Here is a 25,220-nt window from a genome sequence, read left to right as displayed (position 1 = left end):
CCCTGAGCTGCGGCGGGCCGTCACTCTTCGATAACGTCGGCATGATCCACCGGAGAGAGCGGAACGCACGCCTCAGGCGGTTCGTTCCCTGATCCGACCGCTCTGACCACGGGGGTTGGAAACCGCAGACAACGAGAGCAAGGGGCCGCAGCAGATGGCTGTACTCGCATCGGACGGTTCGAGCCCCGATGTCAGCCTGCTCTACGACATCAACGGACTGGCCAAGGCCGCTCCGCCGTGGTTCGACCGCGTCATGGCGTACGTCGGCGAGTACGGGATCGTCCTCGCGATCGTCCTCACCGTGCTCGGGTGCTGGTGGAGCGTCCGCCGGCGCGGCACCCTCGCCGACTCCGTCTCGGCCGTCGCCGGTCTCGTCTGGGCCCCGCTGGCCGCCGGGACCGCCCTCCTGGTCAACATCCCCATCCGGGGCTTCGTCGAGCGCCCCCGCCCCTTCGTGGACCACCGGGGCCTGGAGGTCCTCGTCGGGGGGAAGACCGACTTCTCCTTCGTCAGCGACCACGCCACCCTCGCGATGGCCCTCGCCGTCGGTCTCTTCGTCGCCCACCGGGGCTTCGGTCTCGCCGCGATCGGCCTCGCCCTCGCCGAGGGCTTCGCCCGGGTCTACATGGGCGTCCACTACCCGACCGACGTCATCGGCGGCCTCGCCCTCGGTACGGCGGTGGCGCTGCTCCTCGCCCCGCTCGCGCTCGCCCTGCTGACCCCGGTCGTCTCCGCCGTCGCCCGCTCGGGCCGCGCCGCCCGCCTCGTCCGCTCCCGCCGGGCCGAGCCCGCGCGGTTCCCGGAGACGGTCGACATCCCCGAGTCCCGCGTCGGCGGATCGTCCGCCGGGACCGGCCGCAAGGACCGCAAGGACCTGGCCGCCTGACGGCGGGTGAGAAGACCCCTAGGGGGTGCCCGGGCCCGTCGCCGTACGGGCGTGGTCCGCCGCGTCCGTACGCGCCCGGTCCCTCGATCTGCGGGCCGGGCCCGACCAGCCGCAGCTGCAGCGCGCCAGCGCGAACGAGCCGCGTTCCGTCGTCGTGGTGGTGTGGGGGGAAGCCTCCGCGTGCACGCGACCACCGTACTGCGCGTGACGGCTCGCCCTGACCGTCGTTATCCGGAACGGACGCCCCCGGGCCGGGGGCGAGGCGGTCCCGGACGGACAGCGGCGAGGTACGGGGGTTGGCAGGCGATGGTGGTGCAGGAGTACGGGCGTCCGCAGGGCCGGGGGAGCGGGGCGTTCGCCGCCACCGTCGTGCTGGTCGGCTCCCTCGTCGGGTCCGCCGCCGTCTCCGGGTGCGCCGCGCCCCCGGACCCCAAGCCCGCCGTCGATCCCGCGCTCGCCGTGCGGGGCGCCGCCGACGCGCTGGCGCGGGCCGGCACCGCCAAGGCCAGCACCGCCATGGAGATGGCCTCGGGCGGCACCCGGGTCACCATCCGGGGCGAGGGCGGCTACGACTTCCGGCGCCGGACCGGCCACCTCCAGGTGGTGCTGCCCAAGGACCCGGCCGGCACGAGCGGCCACCGGCCGATCACCGAACTCCTCACCCCCGGCGCGCTCTACATGAAGAACCGCGGGGCCGGGGTGCCCGCCGACAAGTGGGTCCGCGTCGACACCACGGCCCTCGACGACGGGAACCTCGTCACGGGCGGCGCCACCGACCCGGCCGCCGCGGCCGAACTGCTGCGGGGCGTCCGGGAGGTCGCGTACGTCGGCGAGGTGGACCTCGCGGGGGTGAAGGTCGGCCACTACCGGGGGGTCGCCGACATCGCGCACGCGGCCCGGGCCGCGTCGCCGCAGCTGCGCGGGGCGCTCGCCGCGGCGGCGGAAGGGTTCTCCGACGACGCGGTGCCGTTCGACGCGTACCTGGACGGGGAGGGGCGGCTGCGGAAGGTCCGCCACCGGTTCAGCTTCAGCAACCAGGGCCGCACGGTCGCCGTCGCGTCGACCACGCTCCTGTACGGCTTCGGGGTCCCCGTCCGGGTCGTGCTGCCGGACAGCCGGGACCTCTACGACGGGAAGGTCGAGACCTGAGGGCAGGGGGAGGGCCGGGACCTCGTGCGAGGGGAGGGCCCCGCCCCCACCTCGGGCGACGGTGGCGCGGGCCATCGGCAAATGGTCCAGACGTGTCATGCGCGGTGCGTGGCACCGTCCCTACGCTGGGAGACCGCTGGGAGACCGACGCCGGCAGGAAGAGGTGGATGCGCGTGGCCCCGCCCGGTACCGCGACCGTGCCCGCAGACCAGGAGTGCGTCGCCCTCGCCGAGATAGAGCTGTGCGGCGAGCTCATCATCGCCGCCTCCGCCGCCGACGGGGAGCGGCTCAGCGCCGACCGGATAGACGAGGTGCTCAGGGTGGCGGCGGAACGGACCGCGCGCGGCTGCTGAGCGAACGGCGATTTCCGGCCGGACCCCCGCACCTCAGGTGCGCAGCATGCGGGCGATCGCCTTCGTGGCCTCCTCGACCTTGGCGTCGATGTCGTCGCCGCCCTTGGCCGCCGCGGCCGCGACGCAGTGCCGCAGGTGCTCCTCCAGGAGCTGGAGCGCGAAGGACTGGAGCGCCTTCGTGGAGGCGGAGACCTGCGTGAGTATGTCGATGCAGTAGACGTCCTCGTCGACCATCCGCTGGAGGCCCCTGATCTGGCCCTCGATCCGCCGGAGGCGCTTGAGGTGCTCGTCCTTCTGCTTGTGGTAGCCGTGCACGCCCTGCTCGTGACCGTGCTCGTGGCCGGCCGCCGCGGCGGTCTCGACGGGCCCGACGGCCTCGACGGGCTCGGGGGTGACCTGGTCCGCCTCGGTGGTCGTCATCGCGTCCTCCCGTTGTCCAGAAAGGGGGTGTATACCCCTCGTGGGTATATGGTACCGATCCCCGCCGAACCGGGCGGGGGCCCGTGCAGATCACTGTGCCTGATGGGCGACACTGAGAGGACGCCGGTTAGCCGTGGCCGGATGATGCGCCTAGCATCAGCCTGACCCAACCCAGCACCCCGAGGACCCCACGTGCGATTTCGTCTGACCCCCAGGGAGACGAGCTTCTACGACATGTTCGCCGCGTCCGCGGACAACATCGTCACGGGCTCGAAGCTCCTGATGGAACTGCTCGGGGCGGAGCCTTCCGCCCGGGCCGAGATCGCGGAGCGGATGCGGGCAGCGGAACACGCCGGTGACGACGCCACCCACGCGATCTTCCACCAGCTCAACTCCTCCTTCATCACGCCGTTCGACCGCGAGGACATCTACTCCCTGGCCTCGTCCCTCGACGACATCATGGACTTCATGGAGGAGGCCGTCGACCTGGTCGTCCTCTACAACATCGAGGAGCTGCCCAAGGGTGTCGAGCAGCAGATCGAGGTCCTGGCCCGGGCGGCGGAGCTGACCGCCGAGGCGATGCCGAACCTGCGGACGATGTCCAACCTCACCGAGTACTGGATCGAGGTCAACCGTCTGGAGAACCAGGCCGACCAGATCCACCGCAAGCTGCTCGCCCAGCTCTTCAACGGCAAGTACGACGCCATCGAGGTGCTGAAGCTCAAGCAGGTCGTGGACGTCCTCGAAGAGGCGGCCGACGCGTTCGAGCACGTGGCCAACACGGTGGAGACCATCGCGGTCAAGGAGTCCTGAGGCTTCGTGGACACCTTCGCCCTGATCGTGACCATCGGTGTCGCGCTCGGCTTCACGTATACGAACGGATTCCACGACTCCGCCAACGCCATCGCCACCTCGGTGTCGACCCGGGCGCTGACGCCCCGGGCGGCCCTGGCGATGGCGGCGGTGATGAACCTCGCGGGCGCCTTCATGGGCCAGGGGGTCGCCAAGACCGTCAGTGAGGGGCTCATCGAGACCCCCACCGGCGACAAGGGGATGGGCATCCTCTTCGCCGCGCTCGTGGGCGCGATCATCTGGAACCTGGTCACCTGGTACTTCGGTCTGCCGTCCTCCTCCTCGCACGCCCTGTTCGGCGGCATGGTGGGCGCGGCGCTGGCCGGCGGCACCGAGGTGATCTGGGGCGGGGTGCTCGACAAGATCGTCATCCCGATGTTCGTCTCGCCGGTGGTCGGCCTCGTGGCCGGTTACCTGGTGATGTGCGCGATCATGTGGATCTTCCGCAAGGCCAACCCGCACAAGGCGAAGCGCGGCTTCCGCATCGCGCAGACGGTGTCGGCGGCCGGCATGGCCCTCGGCCACGGCCTCCAGGACGCCCAGAAGACGATGGGCATCGTGGTGATGGCCCTGGTCATCGCCGACGTGCAGGAGGCCGGCGACGACATCCCGGTGTGGGTGAAGATCGCCTGTGCGGTGATGCTGTCGCTCGGCACGTACGCGGGCGGCTGGCGCATCATGCGGACCCTCGGCCGCAAGATCATCGAGCTGGACCCGCCGCAGGGCTTCGCGGCGGAGACCACGGGCGCGTCGATCATGTTCGGCTCGGCGTTCCTGTTCCACGCGCCGATCTCGACCACGCACGTCATCACCTCCGCGATCATGGGCGTGGGCGCGACGAAGCGCGTCAACGCGGTCCGCTGGGGTGTCGCCAAGAACATCATCCTGGGCTGGTTCATCACGATGCCGGCGGCGGCGCTGGTCGCTGCGCTGAGCTATTACGTGGTGAGACTCTGCTTCGGCTGACGGCTGACGGCTGACAGGCGCTGTGCCCCGGCACTGCCGGGGGTCCGGGGGTCGCCCCCGGGGGGATGCGGCGTGGTGAGGCTCTGCTTCGGCTAGTCCGACGCTTCCCGTACGGAAACGGGCCCGGTTCCCCTCGTGGGGGAGCCGGGCCCTTCGTCGTGCGGTGGCACCGCCATGCAGCACCGCAGGACGGCCTTTATCCGAAGCGGCCGGAGATGTAGTCCTCGGTCGCCTGGACGCTCGGGTTGGAGAAGATGCGCTCCGTGTCGTCCAGCTCGATGAGCTTGCCGGGCTGGCCGACGGCCGCCAGGTTGAAGAAGGCGGTGCGGTCGGAGACGCGGGCGGCCTGCTGCATGTTGTGCGTCACGATGACGATCGTGAAGCGCTCCTTCAGCTCGCCGATCAGGTCCTCGATGGCGAGGGTGGAGATCGGGTCGAGGGCCGAGCAGGGCTCGTCCATCAGCAGGACGTCGGGCTCGACCGCGATGGCGCGGGCGATGCACAGGCGCTGCTGCTGGCCGCCGGAGAGGCCGGAGCCCGGCTTGTTGAGGCGGTCCTTGACCTCGTTCCAGAGGTTGGCGCCCTTGAGGGACTTCTCGACGATGTCGCTGAGCTGCGACTTCTTGTAGCTGCCGTTGAGGCGCAGGCCCGCCGCCACGTTGTCGAAGATCGACATGGTGGGGAAGGGGTTCGGGCGCTGGAAGACCATGCCGACCGTGCGGCGCACCGCGACCGGGTCGACGTTCGCGCCGTACAGGTTCTCGTCGTCCAGCATCACCTTGCCCTCGACGCGGCCGCCGGGGGTGACCTCGTGCATGCGGTTCAGGGTGCGCAGGAAGGTGGACTTGCCGCAGCCGGAGGGGCCGATGAAGGCCGTCACGGAGCGGGGCTCGACGGTCATCGAGATGTCGTCGATCGCCTTGTGGGCGCCGTAGTAGGCGGAGAGGCCGCTGACGTCGATTCGCTTGGCCATGGGGATCACTTCCAATTGCCGCGGTCAGCGGCCGGTCTTCGGGGCCTTCCAGCGGGCGATGCCGCGGGCCACCAGGTTGAGGATCATGACGAAGGCGATCAGGACGAGCGCGGCGGCCCAGGCACGGGCCACGGCGGGGTCGGTGCCGACCGCGTACTGCTCGTACACGTACAGCGGCAGGGAGGACTGGGCGCCTTCGAAGGGGTTCGGGTTGATGAGCCTCGTACCGAACACGAGGAGCAGGACGGGGGCCGTCTCGCCGGTGATGCGGGCGACCGCGAGCATGACGCCCGTGGTGATGCCGCCGATCGCGGTGGGCAGGACCACCTTCAGGATCGTGCGCCACTTGGGGATGCCGAGGGCGAGGGAGGCCTCGCGCAGCTCGTTCGGGACGAGCTTGAGCATCTCCTCGGTGGAGCGGACCACGACCGGCATCATCAGGATGGCGAGGGCCATCGCGCCGGCGAAACCGGAGGGGCCGAAGCCCAGGATCTGGTTCCAGGTGGCGAGGATGAAGAGGCCGGCGACGATGGACGGGATGCCCGTCATGACGTCGACGAAGAAGGTGACGGCCTGGGCGAGCTTCCCGCCGCCGTACTCGACGAGGTAGACCGCGGTCAGCAGGCCGATCGGCGCGGCGATCAGGGTCGCGATGCCGACCTGCTCGATGGTGCCGAGCAGCGCGTGGTAGACGCCGCCGCCGGCCTCGGCGTCGAGGACGCCGTTCATCGAGTGGGTCAGGAAGTAGCCGTCGAGGACGGCCACGCCCTTGCTGATCGTGACCCAGGCGAGGGAGAGCAGCGGGACGACGGCGAGCACGAAGCAGACCCAGACGAGGCTGGTGGCGACGCGGTCCTTGGCCTGGCGGCTGCCTTCGACCTTGCTGGTCAGGGCGTACGTGACGAGGACGAAGAGCAGGGCCGAGATCAGGCCCCACTGGACCTTGCTGTGCCAGCCGGTGACGAGGCCGATGCCGACGCCCGCGAGGATCGAGCCGGCGGCGACGGCCGCCGGGGTCCAGCGGGGGAGGCGGGCGTGGGAGAGGGACCCGCGGCGCGGGGCGACCGAGAGCGGACGGTCCTGAATGGCGTGGCTCATGCCGCTGCCCCCGAGTACTCCTTGCGGCGGCCGATGATCCAGCGGGCCGCGCCGTTGACGAGCAGGGTGATGGCGAAGAGGACGAGACCGGACGCTATGAGGGCGTCCCGGCCGAACTCGTTGGCCTCGTTGAACTTGGCGGCGATGTTCTGGGCGAAGGTGCCGCCGCCCGGGTCGAGCAGGTGGCCCGAGATGAGGAAGCTGGGGGAGAGGACCACGGCGACGGCCATGGTCTCGCCGAGCGCGCGGCCGAGGCCCAGCATGGAGGCGGAGATGATGCCGGAGCGGCCGAAGGGCAGCACCGACATGCGGATGACCTCCCAGCGCGTGGCGCCGAGGGCGAGGGCGGCCTCCTCGTGCATCTTCGGGACCTGGAGGAAGACCTCGCGGGTCACGTTGGTGATGATCGGGAGGATCATGATCGCCAGGAGGATGCCCACGGTGAAGAGGTTGCGGGCGACGCCGTCCTGGGACTTGTCGAAGATGTACGTCCAGCCGAGGTACTGGTCGAGCCACTCGTTCAGGCCGGCCAGGTAGGGGACGAGGAAGATCGCGCCCCAGAGGCCGTAGATGATGCTGGGCACGGCGGCGAGCAGGTCGACGACGTACGCGAGCGGCTTGGCGAGCCTGCGCGGGGCGTAGTGCGAGATGAAGAGCGCGATGCCGATCGCGACCGGCACGGCTATGACCATCGCGACGACCGACGAGACGACGGTGCCGAAGGCGAGGACGGCGATGCCGAAGACCGGCGGGTCGCCGGCCGGGTTCCACTCGAAGGTGGTGAAGAAGTTGGCGCTGTCCTTCGAGAGGGCGATGACGGTGCGGTAGCTGAGGAAGACCGCGATCGCGGCCATGATGACGAGGAGGGTGATGCCGGAGCCTCGGGAGAGTCCGCTGAAGACGCGGTCCCCGGGGCGGGAGGCGCTCTTGGCGCTCCGGCTCCTCTTGAGCTCGGGTGTGGTGGTGGCCATCTGCTTCTCCGGTCTGCGGGGCCGGTACGGGTGTACGGGCTCCTGGCGGCGGTGCACCGGATGCCGGGCCGGCCCCTGCACGGGAGGTCAGGGGCCGGCCCGGCCGGGGGTCAGGACAGGGTGGGGACGATCGTGCGGACCTTGGCGGCGATCTCGGCCGGGAGCGGGGCGTAGCCGGCGTCGGCGAGGACCTTCTGGCCCTCCTCGCTCACGGTGTAGTTGAGGAAGGCCTTCAGGGTCGGCAGGGTCTCCGCCTTGTTGCCCTTGTCGCAGGCGATCTCGTACGTGACGAGGACGATCGGGTAGGCGCCCTCGGCCTTGGTGGCGTAGTCGAGGGAGAGGGCCAGGTCGTTGCCGGTGCCCTTGACCTTGGCGGCGGCGATGGCCTTGGAGGCGTTCTCCGAGGAGGCGGCGACCGGGGCGGCGGCGCCGGTGTTGATGCTGACCGTGGAGATCTTGTTCGCGGTGGCGTACGAGAGCTCGAAGTAGCCGATGGAGCCCTCGGCGTCCTTGACGGCGGTGGCGACGCCGGAGGAGCCGTTGGCGGCCTGGCCGCCCTGGGCGGGCCACGACTTCGACTTCGGGTCGTGCTTCCAGTCGGCCGCGGCGGCGGTCGAGAGGTACTTGCCCAGGTTCTGGGTGGTGCCCGACTCGTCGGAGCGGTGGAAGGCCTGGATGGTGGAGTCGGGGAGCTTGGCGCCCGGGTTCAGCTTGGCGATCGCCTCGTCGTTCCACTTGGTGATCTTGTTGTCGAAGATCTTGGCGATGGTGGAGGCGTCCAGGACCAGATTGTCCACGCCCTCCAGCTTGTAGCCGATGGCGATGGGGCCGCCGACCATGGGCAGGTTGACGCCCTTGCCGCCCTTGCAGATCTTCTGCGACTCGGCGACCTCCTCCTCCTTCAGCGCGGAGTCGGAGCCGGCGAAGGCGACCTGGCCCTGGTTGAACTTGGTGATGCCGCCACCGGAACCGATGGCCTGGTAGTTGATCTCGACGCCGGAGCAGGCGGCCTGGAAGTTCTTGACCCACAGGTCCATCGCGTTCTTCTGCGCGCTGGAGCCGGCGGCGAGAAGCTGACCCTTGGCGCCCTCACAGGCGATGTTCGAAGCGGCGGCCGAGGTGCTGCCGCCGTCCTTCTTGTCCGGGGTCGCCGTGTTGTTGTCCGAGCCACACGCCGAGAGGACCAGGGCGCCGGAGACGACGAGGGCACCGATCGCGGAGGCGCGAAGCCCGTTCTTGCGCGAAAGCTTCACTTTCGGGTGTTCCTTCCAGAAGCCGTCTTGTCGCGGACCGAGTGTCCTGAACGTTCTACGACGGCGTGTGTCGGTTTGGCGGGTGCCTTCACTGTGCTCCGAGCACCTCGTAAGGCCGAAATTAGGCAGAACAGGTGAAGCCGCCGACGGGGGAGGGTGAACGGGAAGTGAACCGTGCCGGAAGCCCCGGTGCGAGCCCTCGGGGCGGGGTGGCCGGGGGTGGGGGTCGTCGTGCGGGGTGGGGCGCGGGTCTTTTCCGGCCTTCGGCCGGGGGTCGCCTCAGCGGCGGGTCGTCACCGTCGCGTCCAGGAGGTCGCGGTCCCTCGGCTGGGTCAGGCGGGGGCGGGCGCGGTCCGGGGGGAGCCAGAGGAGGGCGTCGACCTCGCGGGTCGGGGTGAAGGCGCCGTCGAGGGCGCGGGCCGACCAGTAGGAGACCTCCTTGGGGCGGCCCGCCACCGTGTAGTGGACCGTGGGCAGCCGGGCGCCCAGCTCGCAGTGGCGTCCCGTCTCCTCCAGGACCTCGCGCAGCGCGCACTCCTCCGCCGTCTCGCCGCGCTTCAGCTTCCCCTTGGGGTGCGACCAGTCGTCGTACTTGGGCCGGTGGACCAGCGCGACCTCGATCCCCCGCCCCGAGGGCGACGGGCGCCACAGGACGCAGCCCGCCGCCAGGATCGGGGCGTCGCGGGGGGTCATGGGACCGGGGCCGTCGTTCTGCGCCAGGCGCGCTGGAAGGCGAAGCGGGCCGCCTCGACCTCGTGGCGCTGGTCGGCGTGGAGGACGCCGAGGGCGTAGGCCGTCGCCGGGGCGATCCGGGGGGTGCGGGCGGCGGTGGCGGCGGCCGACGCGGCCTCGGCGGCGTCGCGGTGCCGGTCCAGGGCGCGGGTGGCCTCGTACAGGACGGGGTCCGGCTCGTTCCCGGCGTGCCGGGCCTCGGTGGCGTACCGGTGCAGCCGCAGCAGCAGCCGGGTCTGGTGCCAGGGCGCGTCCTGGGTCTCGCCGGCGGCGAGGGCGAGGGCCTCGGCGTTGTACGGGTGGGCCGCCCGGGTCAGCGGGAGGGCGGCGACCGCGTCCAGGAGGCGTCTTTCGGCCACGGAGGCGGAGGCGTCCAGGACCTCGGCGGCGGGCGCGGCGGAGGCGGGCCCGAGCGGGACCTCCGAGGCGAGGAGGGCGACGGCGTCCGCGACCGCGTGGAAGCGGGCGGAGCCGAGCGCCTGGAGGGCCGCCGAGTGGGCGCGCGTACGGGCCAGGGTCAGCTGGCGCTCCAGGAGGGCGCCGGCCCGGGCCGCGCCGACCGAGAGCCCGGCCGATTCGCTGCCGCGGGCGGCGGGGACGGGCCCGCCGCCGTTCGACAGGCGGGACAGCGCGTCCACCAGGCGGACCAGGCGCGAGGTGCAGGCCTGCTCCACGGCCAGGGTGCCCGAGAGCCAGGCCAGCTCGGTGCGCAGTTCGTCGGCCCAGGGGCCGTCGAGCAGCGGCCGGAAGGTGTGGAGGGTGGCGCCGATCCGCCGGGCGGCGGCCCGCAGCGTACGGGCTGCCTCCTCCGCCCCGGCGGTGTCGGAGCCGCTCTCGCCGTGCAGGCGCAGGCCGCGGAGGAAGTCCGCGGCCCGCGCGTGGAGGTACGGGGACAGGGCCTCGCCCGCCGTGACGTCCTGCGACTGGTCAGGATTGTGCACGCCTGCGCCTCCGCGCGTCGATGAGCATCTCCTGGACGTGCCGCAGGGGCCGTCCCTCGGGATCGGTCGCGTGCCGCGTCCAGTTCCCGTCCGGGCCGAGGTGCCAGGAGGAGGTGGTGTCGGACATCCCGGTCTCCAGGAACCGGATGAGGGCCGCCCGGTGCGCCGGGTCGGAGACCCGTACGAGGGCCTCGATCCGGCGGTCCAGGTTGCGGTGCATCATGTCGGCGCTGCCGAACCACACCTCGGGTTCGCCGCCGTTGCAGAAGGCGAAGACCCGGGAGTGCTCCAGGAAGCGGCCGAGGATCGAGCGGACCCGGATGTTCTCCGAGAGGCCGGTGACGCCGGGCCGTACGGCGCAGATGCCGCGGACCCAGATGTCGACGGGGACGCCGGCCCGCGAGGCCTGGTAGCAGGCGTCGATGACGGCCTCGTCGACCATCGAGTTGACCTTGATCCGCACGTACGCGGGCCGCCCGGCGCGGTGGTGGGCGATCTCCTTGGTGATCCGGGAGACCAGGCCGTCCCGCAGCGACTTCGGGGCGGTCAGCAGGCGCCGGTAGGTCTCGCGCCGCGAGTAGCCGGAGAGCCGGTTGAACAGGTCGGAGAGGTCCGCGCCGACCTGCGGGTCGGCGGTGAGCAGGCCGAGGTCCTCGTAGAGCCGGGCCGTCTTGGGGTGGTAGTTGCCGGTGCCGACGTGCGAGTACCGGCGGAGCAGCTCGCCCTCCTGGCGCACCACCAGGGACAGCTTGCAGTGGGTCTTGAGGCCGACGAGGCCGTAGACGACGTGGCAGCCGGCCTCCTCCAGCTTGCGCGCCCACTTGATGTTGGCCTGCTCGTCGAAGCGGGCCTTGATCTCGACGAGGACGAGGACCTGCTTGCCGGACTCGGCGGCGTCGATGAGGGCGTCCACGATCGGGGAGTCGCCGGAGGTCCGGTACAGCGTCTGCTTGATCGCGAGGACGTCCGGGTCGGCCGCCGCCTGCTCCAGGAAGGCCTGGACGGAGGTGGAGAACGAGTCGTACGGGTGGTGCAGGAGCACGTCCCGTTCGCGCAGCGCGGCGAAGACGTCCGGCGCGGACGCGGACTCGACCTCGGCGAGGTCCCGGTGGGTGCCGGCGACGAACGTCGGGTACTTCAGCTCGGGCCGGTCCTGCCCGGCGATCCCGAAGAGGCCGGTGAGGTCGAGCGGGCCGGGCAGCGGGTAGACCTCGGCGTCGGAGACCTTCAGCTCGCGCACGAGCAGGTCGAGGACGTACGGGTCGATGGACTCCTCGACCTCCAGGCGGACCGGCGGGCCGAAGCGGCGCCGCATGAGCTCCTTCTCCAGGGCCTGGAGCAGGTTCTCGGCGTCGTCCTCCTCGACCTCCAGGTCCTCGTTCCTGGTGACCCGGAACATGTGGTGGGCGAGCACCTCCATGCCGGGGAAGAGCTCCTCCAGGTGCGCGGCGATGACGTCCTCCAGGGGGACGTACCGCTGCGGGGAGGCCTCCAGGAAGCGGGAGAGCAGCGGGGGCACCTTCACGCGCGCGAAGTGGCGGTGGCCGCTGACCGGGTTGCGCACGACCACGGCGAGGTTGAGCGAGAGTCCCGAGATGTACGGGAAGGGGTGGGCCGGGTCGACGGCGAGGGGGGTGAGGACGGGGAAGATCTGCTGGCGGAAGAGGGTGAAGAGCCGGGCCTGCTCCTTCTCCGTGAGCTCGGGCCAGCGGATCAGGTGGATGCCCTCGTCGGCCAGGGCCGGGGCCACGTCCTGCTGGTAGCAGGCGGCGTGCCGGGCCATGAGCTCGCGCGAGCGGGTCCAGATCAGGTCGAGGACCTCGCGGGGCTGGAGGCCGGAGGCGGAGCGGGTGGCGACGCCGGTGGCGATGCGGCGCTTGAGGCCGGCGACCCGGACCATGAAGAACTCGTCGAGGTTCGAGGCGAAGATCGCGAGGAAGTTCGCCCGTTCGAGGAGGGGGGTCGTGGGGTCCTCGGCGAGTTCGAGGACGCGTTCGTTGAACGCGAGCCAGCTGCGCTCCCGGTCGAGGAACCGCCCCTGCGGCAGTTCGTCGCCGAGCGCGCCGTCGCCCTCGTAGGCGTCGGGATCGGTGTCCAGACCGGAATCGATGTCGGTGGCCGCCTGCGGACGGTGCGCGGCTATGGAACCGAGGGGGGCGGGGGACGACGGCGTGGCGGAGGACTGGACCGGGACCTCGGCGGGCTGCTGGCTCATGACCCCATTCTTCCGCGCGAGGGGCTGCTCAGGCGCGTCGGAGCGGGCCGCGGGGGAGGGAAGTCTCCCTTTGGGGAGGCCGGACACGGAGCGCTTCATTGCGTGAGCGTCGCAAGCGCTTCTGAATGGCCGGTAACGACGACATGTCGTACGGGAATCGGGGGCGGGGCCGTGTGCGGGCCCCGCGCCCCTTTTCCGTGTACGGGGGGTTACGGGTGCCGGGCGCGCAGGACCCGGAAGGCGGCGTAGCCGGCGAGGGCGGCGAGGGCGAGGAGGATGCCGGTCTCGATGAGCTGGGTGGGCCAGAAGTGGGAGTGGGGGTGGTAGTCGAGGTACTGGCCGGTGACGCCGTTCCGGGCGAGGCACTGGTCCTGCACCTTGTTCCACAGGCCGTTGACGTGGTCCGTGCCCGGTGTCCGGGCCGCCTCCTCCCAGCAGGCGGTCCCGTCGAAGCGGGCGCCGGAGGAGGTGAGCAGCCCCGTCTCCATCATGAAGCCGTCCTTCGGGGTCCAGAGCGTGCCGCCGTGCGGGCCGGTGACCGTCTTCACCGCGAGGAAGGACCAGCGGAGCTCGCCGAGCACGAGCAGGACCGCGCCCATGACCAGGCCCGTGGCCGCCATGGCGACGAGGGTGCGCCGGATCAGCTGTCCGACGAGGGCGCCGACGGCGACGGCGGCGAGGACGTAGGCGAAGAGGACGACGCCGGCCGCCTCGTACGGGCCCCGGTCGGACCAGCCGAGGTTCCAGGTGTTCGCGGTCCGGCCCCAGCCGATCCGGAAGACGCCCGCGAGGGCCAGGGTCGTCACGAGCGCGACGGCGGTCGCGATGAGGAGCTTGGCGCGGAGCCAGGCCGCCGGGGTCACCGACTGGGTGAGCGAGAGCTTGTACGTCCCCGACTCGAACTCGCGGGCGATCAGCGGTCCGGCGACGAAGGCGCCGGCGAGGAGCGGCAGCAGGGCCATGCCGAGGGAAAGCTGCTCGATGCCGTAGCGGAGCAGGCCGTAGGCCCTGTCGTCGGCCGAGAAGCTCTCGCCGTTCTCCATGTACACGTCCGGCGTCCGGAGGTCCCAGACCCGCAGCCCCCCGATCACCGCCAGCGCCAGGAGCACCAGCGCGCCCGTGAGCCACAGCGTCCGCCGGTACTGGCGGACCGTCACCCAGTAGGAACCCCTCAGGGCGAGCGTGCTCATGCGGGGGCTCCTTCGGGGGTGCGGAGGTGGGCGAGGAGGAGGTCCTCCAGGGAGGGGTCCGAGGTCTCCCAGGGGCCTTCGACCGGTCCCTCGCGGCGGATCAGGGCGGTGAGCTGGCGGCCGGTCGTGCGGGACTCGATCACCGTGTGCGGGGCGAGGTCGGCGACGGGGCCGGTGAGCAGGGTGTGGGCGGCGAGGAGTTCCTCGACGGGGCCGTCGAGGCGGATCCGGCCGCCGTGGAGCAGGAGGAGGTGGTCGCAGGCGCCCTCCAGCTCGGTGAGGATGTGGGACGACATGACGACGGTGGTGCCGTTCTCGGCGGCGTCGGCCATGAGCAGGCCCATGAGCTGGTGGCGGGCGAGCGGGTCGAGGTCGGCCATCGGCTCGTCCAGGAGGAGCAGTTCGGGCCGCTTGCCGAGGGCGAGCGCGAGGGCGACGCGGGTGCGCTGGCCGCCGGAGAGGTGGTGCACGAGGGTGTCGGAGGAGAAGCCGCCGCCCTCGACGACCCGGCGGGCGACGGCGTCGTCCCAGCGCCCCGGGTTGAGTTCGCGGCCCATGCGCAGGGTGTCGTCGACGCTGAGCCGGGGATGGAGCGGCTTGTCCTGGTCGACGTACGCGAGGAGTTCGCGGTCGGGGGCCTCGATGGTGCCCTCGGTGGGGCGCAGGAGCCCGGCGGCGAGGCCGAGGAGGGTGGACTTGCCGGCGCCGTTGGGGCCGACGAGGGCGCAGACCCGTCCCCGGGGGAGGACGAAGCCGCACTCCCGCAGGGCCCAGTCGCCTCTGCGTCCCCCGTATTTCTTGCCCAGGAGTTCCGCCCTCAGGGCGGTGTCCTCGGTCATCGTTCGTCGTCCCCCTCGAAGTGTTCTTTCAGTACGGATGTGAAGAGCGCGGCCACGTCGTCCCGTTCGAGTCCCGAGTCCCGCGCCCGGCGTGCCCAGTCGGCGAGTTCGCCGCGCAGCGGCGAGTCGGCGGGGCCGGTGCCGAGGGTGGCGCGGACGAAGGTGCCGAGGCCGCGGCGGGCCTCGACGAGGCCTTCGCGTTCGAGTTCGCGGTAGGCCTTGAGGACCGTGTTGGGGTTGATGGCCGTCGCCTCGACGACCTCGCGCGCGGTGGGCAGCCGGTCGCCGGGCTCCAGGAGGCCCATGCGGAGGGCCTGTTTCGTCTGCTGGACGATCTGGAGGTAGGTGGCGACGCCGCTGCGCCGGTCGATGCGGTATTCGAGCACGTTCCCTTCCACCACCCTTTCACTAATCAAGTAGTGAAAGGGTGGTGCAAAGAAGGGGGCGGTGTCAACCGCCCCCTGTCCACGGAGCCTTGGGTGCCTACGACTCCGTGCGGTACATCAGGTCCACCTCGTGCGTGGCGAAGCCGAGCCCCTCGTACACCCGCACCGCCGTGGAGTTGTCCCCGTCCACGTACAGCATCGCCGTCGGCAGCCCCTGCGCCGCCAGGTGCCGCAGGCCGATCGCGGTGAGCGCCTTGCCGAGGCCGCCGCCCTGGGCCTCGGGCAGGATGCCGACCACGTACACCTCGCCGAGCTGCTCCTCGGCGTGCGTCTTCGTCCAGTGGAAGCCGACGAGCCGTCCGTCCTTCTCCGCGAGGAAGAAGCCCTTCGGGTCGAACCACGGCTCGGCGGCCCGGTCGTCCAGGTCCCGCTGGGTGAGGGAGCCCTGCTCGGGGTGGTGGGCGAAGGCGGCGGCGTTGACGGCGAGCCAGGCAGTGTCGTCCCGTCCGGGGACGAAGGTGCGGACGGTGACGCCCTCGGGCAGCACCGGCTCGGGGATGTCGAGCGGCACCAGGGACCGCCGCAGCTGGCGCAGTTCGCGGAAGAGGGTCAGTCCGAGGACCTGGGCGAGGTGCCGGGCGGCCGGCTTGCCGCCGTGCGCCCAGACGCGCAGCCGCTTGCCGGAGGCGCCGAGCAGGGCGGTGCCGAGCGCCCGGCCGTGTCCGAGCCCGCGCCGGTCGGGGTGGACGACCAACTCGGCGGCGGGGGCCTCGATCGGGTCGGTCTCCTCCAGCTGGGCGTAGCCGTAGAGCCGGGGGCCGACGGTCAGCAGGAAGTGCCGCACCCCCTCGCGCCGGCCGTTGCGCAGGTAGAGCCGCCCCTGCTCGGACACGGCGTGCATCCCGTCCGCCCGGTCGGCGGCCTCCAGGAGCTCTCCTACGTCCCGGACCTGCTCGGGCGTGAGCTCGTCGTACGTGTGGATCTGCCGTCCGGGTTCGAGGGCCGGTGCCGTGTCGGAAGTCATGGCACGAGCCTACGGCGGCCCGCCGCCGCCCGGCGGAAAGCGGGCGGCAACCGTCTTGTAATCCGCTACCCCCTGTTGTGCTACGCGCGTTGACCCTAGGCTGCACCGGCATACGGGAAGTGCGTCCCGTAGAGGCGCAGAAGGAACAGAGGGCAGATGGCAGCGACACCGAGGAAGAACAGGACGGCGCGGCGGATCCTCGCCGCGGGGGCCGGGCTCGCGACGGTCGGGGCGCTCGTCGCCGCGATGCCGTCGGCCGGCGCGGCCGGTGACCGGTTCGACGGCGGCCACGACAAGGGGAAGGGCCGTCTGGTCGACGTCCAGCTGCTCTCCTTCAACGACCTGCACGGCAACCTGGAGCCGCCGACCGGTTCGTCGGGCCGGCTCACCCGCCTGAAGCCGGACGGCACGACCGAGACCGTCGAGGGCGTCGGCGGCGTCGAGTACCTCGCCACGCACCTGCGGCAGGCCCGCAAGGGCAACCCGTACTCCGTCACCGCCGCCGCGGGCGACATGATCGGCGCCTCGCCGCTGGTCTCCGGCCTCTTCCACGACGAGCCGACCATCGAGGCGCTGAACAAGCTCGACCTCGACGTCACCTCGGTCGGCAACCACGAGTTCGACGAGGGCGCGCGCGAGCTGGCCCGCATCCAGAACGGCGGCTGTCACCCGACCGAGGGCTGTTTCGAGAAGGGCCGGAAGTTCCGGGGCGCCGACTTCCCCTACCTCGCGGCCAACGTGACGAACGAGAAGACCGGCAGGCCGCTGCTCGACCCGTACTTCGTCTGGGAGCGCAACGGCGTCAAGATCGGCTTCATCGGCGTCACCCTCGAAGGCACGGCGAACATCGTCTCCGCCGAGGGCATCAAGGGCCTGACGTTCGGCGACGAGGTCGAGACGATCAACAAGTACGCCAAGGTGCTGGAGCGCAAGGGCGTGAAGTCGATCGTCGCCCTGCTCCACGAGGGCGGTCTGCCCGCCTCGGGCGCGTACAACTACGACTGCGACAGCCCGGGTCCCGGCAACGGCATCTCCGGTCCGATCGTCGACATCGCCAAGAACGTCAGCCCGCAGGTCGACGCCCTGGTCACCGGCCACACCCACCAGGCGTACGCGTGCACGATCCCGGACCCGGCGGGCAAGCCGCGCACGGTCACCTCGGCGGCCTCCTTCGGCCGGCTCTACACCGACACGACGCTCACCTACGACCGGCGCACGGACGACATCGTCCGCACGGCCGTCGCCTCCGCCAACCACGTCGTCACCCGTGACGTGAAGCCGGCCCGTGACATGAGCAGGCTGATCGACCGCTGGAAGACCCTGGCCGCGCCGATCGCCAACCGCCCCGTCGGCCACATCGCCGCCGACATCGAGAACCCCCTCGACCCCCAGGTCTACGAGAAGCCGCTGGGCGACCTGATCGCGGACGCGCAGCTGGAGGGCATGGCCCCGGCCGACAAGGGCGGCACCCAGCTCGCCCTGATGAACCCCGGCGGCATCCGCGCGCCCCTGACCCGCAAGGCGTCCGGCGCCGAGGGCGACGGGGTCGTGACCTACGGCGAGGCGTACACCGTCCAGCCGTTCACCAACATGATGACGGCGGTCGACCTGACCGGCGCCCAGCTCGTCACCGTGCTCCAGCAGCAGGTCAGCGGCGCCAACCTGGCGTCCCCGAAGATCCTCCAGGTGTCGAAGGGCTTCACGTACACCCTGGACATGACCAAGACCGGCGCCGACCGGGTCGTGGTCTCCTCGGTGCGGCTGAACGGCGAGCCGATCGACCCGGCGAAGACCTACCGGGTCGCGATGAACGAGTTCCTGTCCGGTGGCGGTGACGGCTTCCCGGTCCTGAAGGAGCACAGGAACAAGCTGGTCGGCGCGTCCGACCTGGACATGTTCACCGCCTACCTGGCGGCCCACTCCTCGGCCTCCGCGCCGCTGCCGGCGCCGGCGGCGGACCGCATCACGGTCGTCAAGTAACGCGTACGGGAGGGGCGGCGGACCGTTTCGGCGGGCCGCCGCCCCTTCGCGTTCCGCGGCGCCGACCCTCTTCCGTCCCCGGCCGCCGCCCCTTTTCCGTCTCCCTCGTGCCGCACCCTGGCGGGTATTGAAGTGAACCTGTCATAGTGCGGTGCCATGGACCGACGACGATTCCTCGTGGGGGCCGCGGCCGCCGGTGCCGCCCTGCTCGTCGGGGCGCCCCCCGCCTCGGCCGTGGACGTACGGGCGTGGATGGCCGCGCACGGGGACGGCACCGAGCTGACCCGGCTCACCATCCCCGGCACGCACGACTCCGGCGCCCGGTTCGGCGGGCCCTGGAGCGAGTGCCAGAACACCACGATCGCCCAGCAGCTGGACAGCGGCATCCGCTTCCTGGACGTGCGCTGCCGGGTGACCGGGGGCTCGTTCGCGATCCACCACGGGGCCTCGTACCAGAACATGATGTTCGGCGACGTGCTGATCGCCTGCCGGGACTTCCTCGCCGCGCACCCCTCCGAGACCGTCCTCATGCGGGTCAAGCAGGAGTACTCCGAGGAGTCCGACGCCACCTTCCGGGCCGTCTTCGACGACTACCTCGACCACCGCGGCTGGCGCCCCCTCTTCCGCGTCGGCGACCGGCTGCCGCTCCTCGGCGAGGCCCGCGGGAAGGTCGTCCTCATCGCCGACAACGGCGGGCTGCCCGGCCTGAAGTGGTGGGACGGGGCCCAGATCGCCCTCCAGGACGACTGGAACGCGCTGCCCGACGCCAAGTACCCCAAGGTCCAGGCCCACTTCCGGGCCGCCGTCGCCCAGCCGGGACGGCTCTACGTCAACTTCGTCAGCACCTCCGCGTACCTCCCGCCCCGCTGGAACTCCGACCGGCTCAACCCCCGCGTCCACGGCTTCCTCGACAGCGCCGAGATGGCCGGCCGGACCGAGCTCGGGATCGTCCCCCTGGACTTCCCGAACACCCGGTCAGGGCTTGTCGAGGCCCTCCTCCGGCACAACTGAGGCTCCGGAGGCCCCGCCCGGCGGCGGTGTCGGCGCCCCCGGCAGCCGGACCGTCGCCACCGTCCCGCCGCCCTCCGCCGGGGCCAGCGCGACCGTGCCGCCCGCCTGCCGGACCGTGCGCGCCACGATCGACAGGCCCAGGCCCGAGCCCGGCAGGCTGCGGGCCGACGGCGAGCGCCAGAAGCGGTCGAAGACGTGCGGCAGCTCGTCCGCCGGAATGCCCGGGCCGTGGTCCCGGACCGTCAGCTCGCCCCGCATCAGGGTCACCTCGACCGTGCCCCGGGGCGGCGAGAACTTCACCGCGTTGTCCAGGACGTTCACCAGCGCCCGTTCGAGCGCCGCAGTCTCCGCCCGTACGTACCAGGGCGCCAGGTCCGTCACGAAGGCCAGCTCCGGGCCGCGCAGCCGCGCCCGGTCCAGGGCCGCCCGCAGCACCGTGTGCAGCGGCACCACCTCCAGGGGGCCCGACCGCCCCGCGTCCGGCCTGGCCAGCTCCTGGAGGTCCCCGATCAGCGACGCCAGCTCCGTCATCTGCGCCTTCACCGAGGCCATCAGGGCCCGCCGGTCCTCCGGCGGGATCGCCCGGCCCGTCTCCTCGCTCCGCGCGAGGAGTTCGACGTTGGTGCGCAGCGAGGTCAGCGGCGTCCGCAGCTCGTGGCCCGCGTCCGCGATCAGCCGCGCCTGGAGGTCCCGGGAGGTCGCGAGCGCCGCCGTCATCGCGTTGAACGAGCGCGACAGGCGGGCGATCTCGTCCTCGCCCTCCACCGGGATGCGGACCGTCAGGTCCTCGGTCGCCGCCACGTGCTCGACGGCCCCCGTCAGCCGGTTCACCGGCTCCAGACCGGTCCGCGCCACCCACAGGCCGGCCGCGCCCGCGCCGACGACCCCGATCCCGGAGACCAGGAGCAGCACCCAGCGCAGCGTGGACATCGAGTTGTCGATCTCGGAGAGGGGCCGGGCGAGGGAGACCGCGAGGCCGGGCGCCCTCTCCTGCGGATAGGTGTAGACGCGCATCTCGCGCCCGGCGTCGTCCCTCACCGTGTGCAGGACGTCCTCCAGCCGGCCCTGCGCCACCGCGAGGTCGCCCCGCCCGACCGGGATGGCGGCCTCCCCCGAGATGCACACGCTCCCGTCGGCGAAGATCACCTGCACCTTGTACGAGCCCACCACCGCCGGCGGCGTGCTGCCCTGGCGGCAGGACGACAGGATGTTCTGCAACCCGCCCGGATCCAGCCGGGTGGAGCTCAGCGAGGAGTCCAGCTCGTTCTCCAGCTGCTCCCGCGTCACGAACCAGCACGCCAGCGACACCGCCGCCACCGCGAGCGCCACCGCGACGGCGGTCAGCAGGGCGAGCCGGGAGCGCAGCGGCCGGGAGCGGAACCAGGCCAGCGGGCGGAAGCGGGATCCGGGCCGGACCGCGGGCGGGGGCGGAGGGGACGCCGTCACTCCCCGCCCCCTCCGCGCAGCGCGTACCCCACGCCCCGCACCGTGTGGACCAGGCGCGGCTCGCCGCCCGCCTCCGTCTTGCGCCGCAGGTACATCACGTACACGTCGAGCGAGTTCGAGCTCGGCTCGAAGTCGAAGCCCCACACGGCCTTGAGGATCTGCTCGCGGGTCAGCACCTGGCGCGGGTGCGCCATGAACATCTCCAGGAGCGTGAACTCGGTCCGCGTCAGCTCCACGGGCCGGCCGCCCCGGGTCACCTCGCGGGTGGCCGGGTTCATCCGCAGGTCCTCGAAGGAGAGGACGTCGTCCTCCGGCGCGGCGGACGACGCCGTCGCGTACGAGCTGCGGCGCAGCAGGGCCCGGATGCGGGCGAACAGCTCGTCCAGCTCGAAGGGCTTCACCAGGTAGTCGTCCGCGCCCGCGTCGAGCCCGGTGACCCGGTCGCCGACGGTGTCGCGGGCGGTGAGCATCAGGATCGGCACGGTCGAGCCGGACGCCCGGATCCGGCGGGCCGCCGTCAGGCCGTCCATGCGGGGCATCTGCACGTCGAGGACGACGAGGTCGGGGGCGTACGACTCCACGGCGGCGAGCGCGTCGAGCCCGTCGACGGCGTCCCGCGTCGCGTACCCCTCGAAGGCGAGGCTGCGGCGCAGGGCCTCCCGTACGGCGGGCTCGTCGTCGACGATGAGGATCCGCTCGGCTTCGTTCTGCTGTCCCGTCATGGGGGCAGCGTCCCACGTGTTCAGTTGTCGCCGCCCGAGCGGAGTCCGTCCAGGTCGGCCTTCACGGTGTCGATCGGGATCGCGAATCCGAGGCCGACGCTCCCGGCCGTGGAGCCGTTCGAAGAACTGGGCGCATACATGGCCGAATTGATTCCGATGATCTCGCCGTTCATATTGATCAGCGCGCCGCCGGAATTCCCCGGATTGAGCGAGGCGTCGGTCTGGAGCGCCTTGTACGTGGTCTTCGACGAGCCCGTGTCGCCGTTGAACTGCTGCCCGCCGAACTCGAACGGCCACCCCTGCCGGGGGTCGTACTGCTGCCGGTCCTGGCCCTGGCCCTGTCCTTGTCCCTGGTCCTCGTCCTTGGCGACGGTCACGTCCCGGTCGAGGGCGGAGACGATGCCGCTGGTGACGGTCCCGGTCAGCCCCTCGGGGGAGCCGATGGCCACGACCTCGTCGCCGACCTTCACGTCCTTCGAGTCCCCGAGCGAAGCGGCCTTCAGGCCGGACGCGCCCTTCAGCTTGATCAGCGCCAGGTCCTTGTCGGGGTCCGTGCCGACGACCTCGGCCGGGTAGGTGCTGCCGTCGTCCAGCCGCACGGTGATCTCGGAGGCGCCGGAGATCACGTGGTTGTTGGTGACGATCTCGCCGTCGGAGGTGATGATCACGCCCGAGCCGGTGGACTTGCCGGAGTTCGAGGCGGCGGAGATCTCCACGATGGAGGGGGAGACGGCGGCGGCGACCCCGGCGACCGTGCCGGTGCCGCGCGCGGCCACGTTCGTGCCGGCCACGGGGGCGGAGGCGGAGGCCGTCGCCGGGTCGGAGACGAGCCGCTGGACCAGCGTGGCCGCGCCGCCGCCGACCGCGGCGGCCGCGATGGCCACGGCCGCCATGAGCCCGACCCCGCGCCTGGCGCGGCGGCGGGGGCCCGGGACGGCGGCGGTGGGCGCCGGGTCCGCCGGCGGCGGGACGTGACCGCCGTGGCCGCCGGACGGCCAGATCGTGGTGCCGTGCTCGGTGGTGAACGGCTCGTGGGGGGCCCGGCCCGGCTCGTACGGCGGCCTCGGCGGGTAGTACGGCTGCTGCGGCTGCTCCTGGTGATCCGTCATGGGAAGACTCTCGGAGCCGTACATGAGAGGCGTCTGAGGAGCGGCTGAGAAGCCCGACAGAAGCCTGTATGCCCGATGTAAAGGCCTCCGTGTGAAGCCCTGTACGGGCCGGGGCTCAGCGCGGGGTCGAGAGCCGTGCCAGGTCCGGTCCGCCGCCGTCGCAGCCGCAGGAGCGGCGCACGATCAGGGCCGACGGGAAGAGCTTCACCCGCTCGCGGCGCGAGCCCGCCACCCGCAGCGAGTCGTCGAGGACCAGGTCGACGGCCGCCCGGGCCATCGCCGGGCGGTCCGAGTAGACGGTCGTCAGCGGCGGGTCGGTGAGCGCCGCCTCCTTCACGTCGTCGAAGCCCGCGACCGCCAGCTCGGTCGGCACCTCGATCCGCAGCTCGCGCGCCGCCCGCAGCACGCCGAAGGCCTGGTCGTCGGTGGAGCAGAAGATGGCCGGCGGCCTGTCCGGACCGGCGAGCAGCTTCAGGGCCACCTGGTAGGCGTCGTAGCGGTTGTACGGTGCCTCGAAGAGCCGGCCCTCGGTGGAGCGGCCCGCCTCGACCATGGCCCGCCGCCAGCCCTCGACGTGGTCGGCGACCGGGTCGCCCACGGCCGGGGTGTTCGGGACGCCGCCGAGGCACGCCACGTACGGGTGGCCGTGCTCCAGGAGGTGGCGGGTGACGAGCTGGGCGCCGCCGATGTCGTCGGTGACGACGGCCACGTCGTCGATCGCCTCGGGCCGCTCGTGCAGCAGCACCACGCGCGCGTCCCAGGCCTCGATCTCGCTCGCGGCCTGCTCGCTCATGCCCTGGCTGACCAGGATCAGACCGGAGACCCGCATCCCGAGGAAGGCGCGCAGATAGTGGATCTCGCGCTCGGTCCGGTAGTCGGAGTTCCCGACGAGGACCATCTTGCCGCGCTCGGCGGCGGCCTGCTCGACCGCGTGCGCCATCTCCGCGAAGAAGGGCTGGCGCGCGTCCGGGACGATCATGCCTATGAGGTCGGTGCGCCGGGACGCCATCGCCTGGGCCACCCGGTCGGGGCGGTAGCCCAGCTCCTTGATGGCGGCGAGGACACGCTCGCGCGTGGCCGGGGCGACCGGCCTGGGTCCGTTGTTGATGACGTAGCTCACGACCGCGGTCGAAGTACCCGCCAGTCGAGCTACGTCATCCCGCGTCACCTTGGCCACGCGCGGCAGTCTACGCGGGGGGACCTACCTACCGGCAGGCCGCACTGTGGCGTCTGCCACGTTCCTGTCCCCCGAGGGGGTGACGTCCTCCGTGGTGCCCTTGACGCGCGCCTCCTCCTTGGCACGGGCCTCCTCGGCCGCCCGCTCCACCTTCTCGGGGGTGACGAAGCGGTAGCCGACGTTGCGGACGGTGCCGATGAGGGACTCGTGCTCGGGGCCGAGCTTCGCCCGCAGCCGCCGCACGTGGACGTCGACCGTACGGGTGCCGCCGAAGTAGTCGTACCCCCACACCTCCTGGAGGAGCTGCGCGCGCGTGAAGACCCGGCCCGGGTGCTGGGCGAGGTACTTCAGGAGCTCGAACTCCTTGAAGGTGAGGTCCAGGACCCGGCCCTTGAGCTTCGCGCTGTACGTCGCCTCGTCGACCGACAGGTCGCCGTTGCGGATCTCCATCGGGGAGTCGTCGGAGACGATCTGCTGGCGGCCCATGGCGAGCCGCAGCCGCGCCTCGACCTCGGCCGGTCCCGCCGTGTCCAGGAGGACGTCGTCGATGCCCCAGTCGGCGGTGACGGCCGCGAGGCCGCCCTCCGTGACGACGAGGATCAGCGGACAGCCGGGTCCGGTGGACCGCAGCAGCTGGCAGAGCGAGCGCACCTGCGGGAGGTCGCGGCGGCCGTCGACGAGGATCACGTCCGCGCCGGGGGTGTCCACGAGGGCCGGGCCCTCGGCCGGGGCCACCCGGACGTTGTGCAGCAGCAGACCGAGTGCGGGGAGCACCTCGGTCGACGGCTGGAGGGCGTTGGTCAGGAGGAGCAGTGAACTCATCGCCCACCACCCGCCCCGGTCGTGGTCATGCGATCGTGCTCGGTTCGCTCGCCCATAAGGTCGGTTCCTTCCTCGGTCCCTGCGAGGACGTGCACTGCTTCGTACGGCTCTGCCGGCTCTCGCGCCCTGAGAGCTTTTGTTCATCCGTCCGTAACAACGGTCGGAAAACGCAAAAGGACCCGGTGGCTGCGTCGCCCGGATCCTCTGCCCAGCAGAATAACCCAGATGCCTTCCGGTGGAGAGGGCGGATTTCACATCGTGGATGTCTCTTCGCTCACTTCCCGCACCCGGACCGCCATGTTGCGCGGGGGTGAGGCGGCCGTGTCGGGGCGGTTCGGGAACCCTCTCCCGCGCGGTTCACCGGGACGGCGGTCACCGGTCCGGCCCACGCGCGCATGGCCCATCATGGGGAGCGGCGCGCACACGAACGAAGGGAGCGCCGCTATGGCAGCGGGAACCATCCGCTACTGGGCCGCGGCCAAGGCGGCCGCCGGTGTCGCCGAGGAGCCGTACGCCGCCGAGCACCTGGCCGAGGCCCTGGACGCGGTCCGGGCGAAGCACCCGGGAGAGCTCGTCCGGGTCCTCCAGCGGTGCTCGTTCCTGGTCGACGGCGACCCCGTCGGCACCCGGAGCCATGAGACCGTACGGCTTGCCGAGGGCGGCACGGTCGAGGTGCTCCCCCCGTTCGCAGGAGGGTGAACCCCA

26 protein-coding genes are annotated in these 25,220 nt (G+C 71.8%); 8 read left to right on the top strand and 18 right to left on the bottom strand.

What is annotated here, in order from left to right; all coding sequences use genetic code 11:
* The first annotated feature begins 154 nt into the window (after window positions 1-154).
* Window positions 155-886 (top strand): phosphatase PAP2 family protein, encoded by a 732-nt coding sequence (locus ACWGSR_RS20840; protein WP_376237207.1) that lies wholly within the window; start codon window positions 155-157, stop codon window positions 884-886.
* Between the two features lie 18 nt (window positions 887-904).
* On the opposite strand, the gene ACWGSR_RS20835 is transcribed toward ACWGSR_RS20840, so the two are convergent.
* Entirely contained in the window at window positions 905-1,072 is a 168-nt protein-coding gene (locus ACWGSR_RS20835) for a hypothetical protein (RefSeq protein ID WP_376237204.1), read from the bottom strand.
* Window positions 1,073-1,192: 120 nt separating this feature from the next.
* On the opposite strand from ACWGSR_RS20835, the gene ACWGSR_RS20830 reads away from it, so the two are divergent.
* Both ACWGSR_RS20830 and ACWGSR_RS20825 read left to right on the top strand, forming a co-directional pair.
* Complete coding sequence (locus ACWGSR_RS20830; RefSeq protein WP_453568089.1) at window positions 1,193-2,035, top strand: hypothetical protein; 843 nt, start codon at window positions 1,193-1,195, stop codon at window positions 2,033-2,035.
* Window positions 2,036-2,202: 167 nt separating this feature from the next.
* Complete coding sequence (locus ACWGSR_RS20825; protein ID WP_366375920.1) at window positions 2,203-2,388, top strand: hypothetical protein; 186 nt, start codon at window positions 2,203-2,205, stop codon at window positions 2,386-2,388.
* Window positions 2,389-2,421: 33 nt separating this feature from the next.
* Here the strand turns inward: ACWGSR_RS20825 and ACWGSR_RS20820 are convergent, their stop codons facing one another.
* A complete protein-coding gene (locus ACWGSR_RS20820; protein WP_376237197.1) occupies window positions 2,422-2,808 on the bottom strand; it encodes a metal-sensitive transcriptional regulator in 387 nt (128 codons plus the stop codon).
* A 192-nt stretch (window positions 2,809-3,000) separates the two neighbouring features.
* Between ACWGSR_RS20820 and ACWGSR_RS20815 the strand changes: the two genes are divergently transcribed.
* Both ACWGSR_RS20815 and ACWGSR_RS20810 read left to right on the top strand, forming a co-directional pair.
* Complete coding sequence (locus ACWGSR_RS20815) at window positions 3,001-3,621, top strand: DUF47 domain-containing protein (protein WP_017242367.1); 621 nt, start codon at window positions 3,001-3,003, stop codon at window positions 3,619-3,621.
* Window positions 3,622-3,627: 6 nt separating this feature from the next.
* Window positions 3,628-4,626: an inorganic phosphate transporter gene (locus ACWGSR_RS20810; protein WP_376237193.1), complete on the top strand. Its 999-nt coding sequence runs from the start codon at window positions 3,628-3,630 to the stop codon at window positions 4,624-4,626.
* 196 nt (window positions 4,627-4,822) lie between these two features.
* On the opposite strand, the gene pstB is transcribed toward ACWGSR_RS20810, so the two are convergent.
* The 11 genes from pstB to mshD form a co-directional block, all read right to left on the bottom strand.
* The gene (gene pstB, locus ACWGSR_RS20805; protein ID WP_376237190.1) at window positions 4,823-5,599 is read right to left on the bottom strand and encodes a phosphate ABC transporter ATP-binding protein PstB; all 777 of its coding nucleotides are present in this window, start codon (window positions 5,597-5,599) and stop codon (window positions 4,823-4,825) included.
* Window positions 5,600-5,623: 24 nt separating this feature from the next.
* On the bottom strand, window positions 5,624-6,697 hold the full coding sequence (gene pstA / locus ACWGSR_RS20800) for a phosphate ABC transporter permease PstA (protein WP_453568086.1): 1,074 nt from the start codon (window positions 6,695-6,697) through the stop codon (window positions 5,624-5,626).
* Entirely contained in the window at window positions 6,694-7,668 is a 975-nt protein-coding gene (gene pstC, locus ACWGSR_RS20795) for a phosphate ABC transporter permease subunit PstC (protein WP_376237184.1), read from the bottom strand. Before pstC ends, pstA begins: the two co-directional genes overlap by 4 nt.
* Window positions 7,669-7,778: 110 nt before the next feature.
* The gene (gene pstS, locus ACWGSR_RS20790; RefSeq protein ID WP_376237181.1) at window positions 7,779-8,921 is read right to left on the bottom strand and encodes a phosphate ABC transporter substrate-binding protein PstS; all 1,143 of its coding nucleotides are present in this window, start codon (window positions 8,919-8,921) and stop codon (window positions 7,779-7,781) included.
* A 279-nt stretch (window positions 8,922-9,200) separates the two neighbouring features.
* Entirely contained in the window at window positions 9,201-9,614 is a 414-nt protein-coding gene (locus ACWGSR_RS20785; protein ID WP_453568083.1) for an NUDIX hydrolase, read from the bottom strand.
* Window positions 9,611-10,594, bottom strand: coding sequence for a CHAD domain-containing protein (locus tag ACWGSR_RS20780; protein WP_453568081.1), 984 nt, complete (start codon window positions 10,592-10,594; stop codon window positions 9,611-9,613). The genes ACWGSR_RS20785 and ACWGSR_RS20780 overlap by 4 nt, the downstream gene beginning before the upstream one ends.
* Complete coding sequence (locus ACWGSR_RS20775; protein WP_453568079.1) at window positions 10,581-12,809, bottom strand: RNA degradosome polyphosphate kinase; 2,229 nt, start codon at window positions 12,807-12,809, stop codon at window positions 10,581-10,583. The genes ACWGSR_RS20780 and ACWGSR_RS20775 overlap by 14 nt, the downstream gene beginning before the upstream one ends.
* 209 nt (window positions 12,810-13,018) lie before the next feature.
* On the bottom strand, window positions 13,019-13,999 hold the full coding sequence (locus ACWGSR_RS20770) for an ABC transporter permease (RefSeq protein WP_453568077.1): 981 nt from the start codon (window positions 13,997-13,999) through the stop codon (window positions 13,019-13,021).
* Window positions 13,996-14,838: an ATP-binding cassette domain-containing protein gene (locus ACWGSR_RS20765; RefSeq protein WP_453568075.1), complete on the bottom strand. Its 843-nt coding sequence runs from the start codon at window positions 14,836-14,838 to the stop codon at window positions 13,996-13,998. Before ACWGSR_RS20765 ends, ACWGSR_RS20770 begins: the two co-directional genes overlap by 4 nt.
* Window positions 14,835-15,224: a GntR family transcriptional regulator gene (locus ACWGSR_RS20760; protein ID WP_376237162.1), complete on the bottom strand. Its 390-nt coding sequence runs from the start codon at window positions 15,222-15,224 to the stop codon at window positions 14,835-14,837. Before ACWGSR_RS20760 ends, ACWGSR_RS20765 begins: the two co-directional genes overlap by 4 nt.
* A gap of 97 nt (window positions 15,225-15,321) precedes the next feature.
* Entirely contained in the window at window positions 15,322-16,248 is a 927-nt protein-coding gene (gene mshD / locus ACWGSR_RS20755) for a mycothiol synthase (protein WP_376237158.1), read from the bottom strand.
* 156 nt (window positions 16,249-16,404) lie between these two features.
* Here mshD and ACWGSR_RS20750 point away from each other — a divergent pair, with 156 nt between their 5' ends.
* Complete coding sequence (locus ACWGSR_RS20750) at window positions 16,405-18,228, top strand: bifunctional metallophosphatase/5'-nucleotidase (RefSeq protein ID WP_453568072.1); 1,824 nt, start codon at window positions 16,405-16,407, stop codon at window positions 18,226-18,228.
* Window positions 18,229-18,384: 156 nt separating this feature from the next.
* The gene (locus tag ACWGSR_RS20745) at window positions 18,385-19,239 is read left to right on the top strand and encodes a phosphatidylinositol-specific phospholipase C (protein WP_453568070.1); all 855 of its coding nucleotides are present in this window, start codon (window positions 18,385-18,387) and stop codon (window positions 19,237-19,239) included.
* On the opposite strand, the gene ACWGSR_RS20740 is transcribed toward ACWGSR_RS20745, so the two are convergent.
* The 5 genes from ACWGSR_RS20740 to ACWGSR_RS20720 all read right to left on the bottom strand — a co-directional run bounded on the left by ACWGSR_RS20740 (window position 19,204) and on the right by ACWGSR_RS20720 (window position 24,515).
* Window positions 19,204-20,685 (bottom strand): HAMP domain-containing sensor histidine kinase, encoded by a 1,482-nt coding sequence (locus ACWGSR_RS20740; RefSeq protein WP_453568067.1) that lies wholly within the window; start codon window positions 20,683-20,685, stop codon window positions 19,204-19,206. The two genes, ACWGSR_RS20745 and ACWGSR_RS20740, sit on opposite strands and share 36 nt — an antisense overlap.
* Window positions 20,682-21,407, bottom strand: a complete 726-nt coding sequence (locus tag ACWGSR_RS20735) for a response regulator transcription factor (protein ID WP_376237146.1) — start codon at window positions 21,405-21,407, stop codon at window positions 20,682-20,684. The genes ACWGSR_RS20740 and ACWGSR_RS20735 overlap by 4 nt, the downstream gene beginning before the upstream one ends.
* Window positions 21,408-21,427: 20 nt before the next feature.
* Window positions 21,428-22,516, bottom strand: coding sequence for a S1C family serine protease (locus ACWGSR_RS20730; protein WP_453568064.1), 1,089 nt, complete (start codon window positions 22,514-22,516; stop codon window positions 21,428-21,430).
* A 115-nt stretch (window positions 22,517-22,631) separates the two neighbouring features.
* A complete protein-coding gene (locus tag ACWGSR_RS20725; RefSeq protein ID WP_365548707.1) occupies window positions 22,632-23,693 on the bottom strand; it encodes a LacI family DNA-binding transcriptional regulator in 1,062 nt (353 codons plus the stop codon).
* A 24-nt stretch (window positions 23,694-23,717) separates the two neighbouring features.
* A complete protein-coding gene (locus ACWGSR_RS20720; protein ID WP_376237138.1) occupies window positions 23,718-24,515 on the bottom strand; it encodes a response regulator transcription factor in 798 nt (265 codons plus the stop codon).
* Between the two features lie 444 nt (window positions 24,516-24,959).
* Between ACWGSR_RS20720 and ACWGSR_RS20715 the strand changes: the two genes are divergently transcribed.
* Complete coding sequence (locus ACWGSR_RS20715; RefSeq protein ID WP_366375953.1) at window positions 24,960-25,214, top strand: MoaD/ThiS family protein; 255 nt, start codon at window positions 24,960-24,962, stop codon at window positions 25,212-25,214.
* Window positions 25,215-25,220 lie beyond the last annotated feature (6 nt).

The organism is Streptomyces sp. NPDC055632 (assembly GCF_053618675.1).
This window is presented reverse-complemented; position numbering and strand designations above follow the sequence as displayed.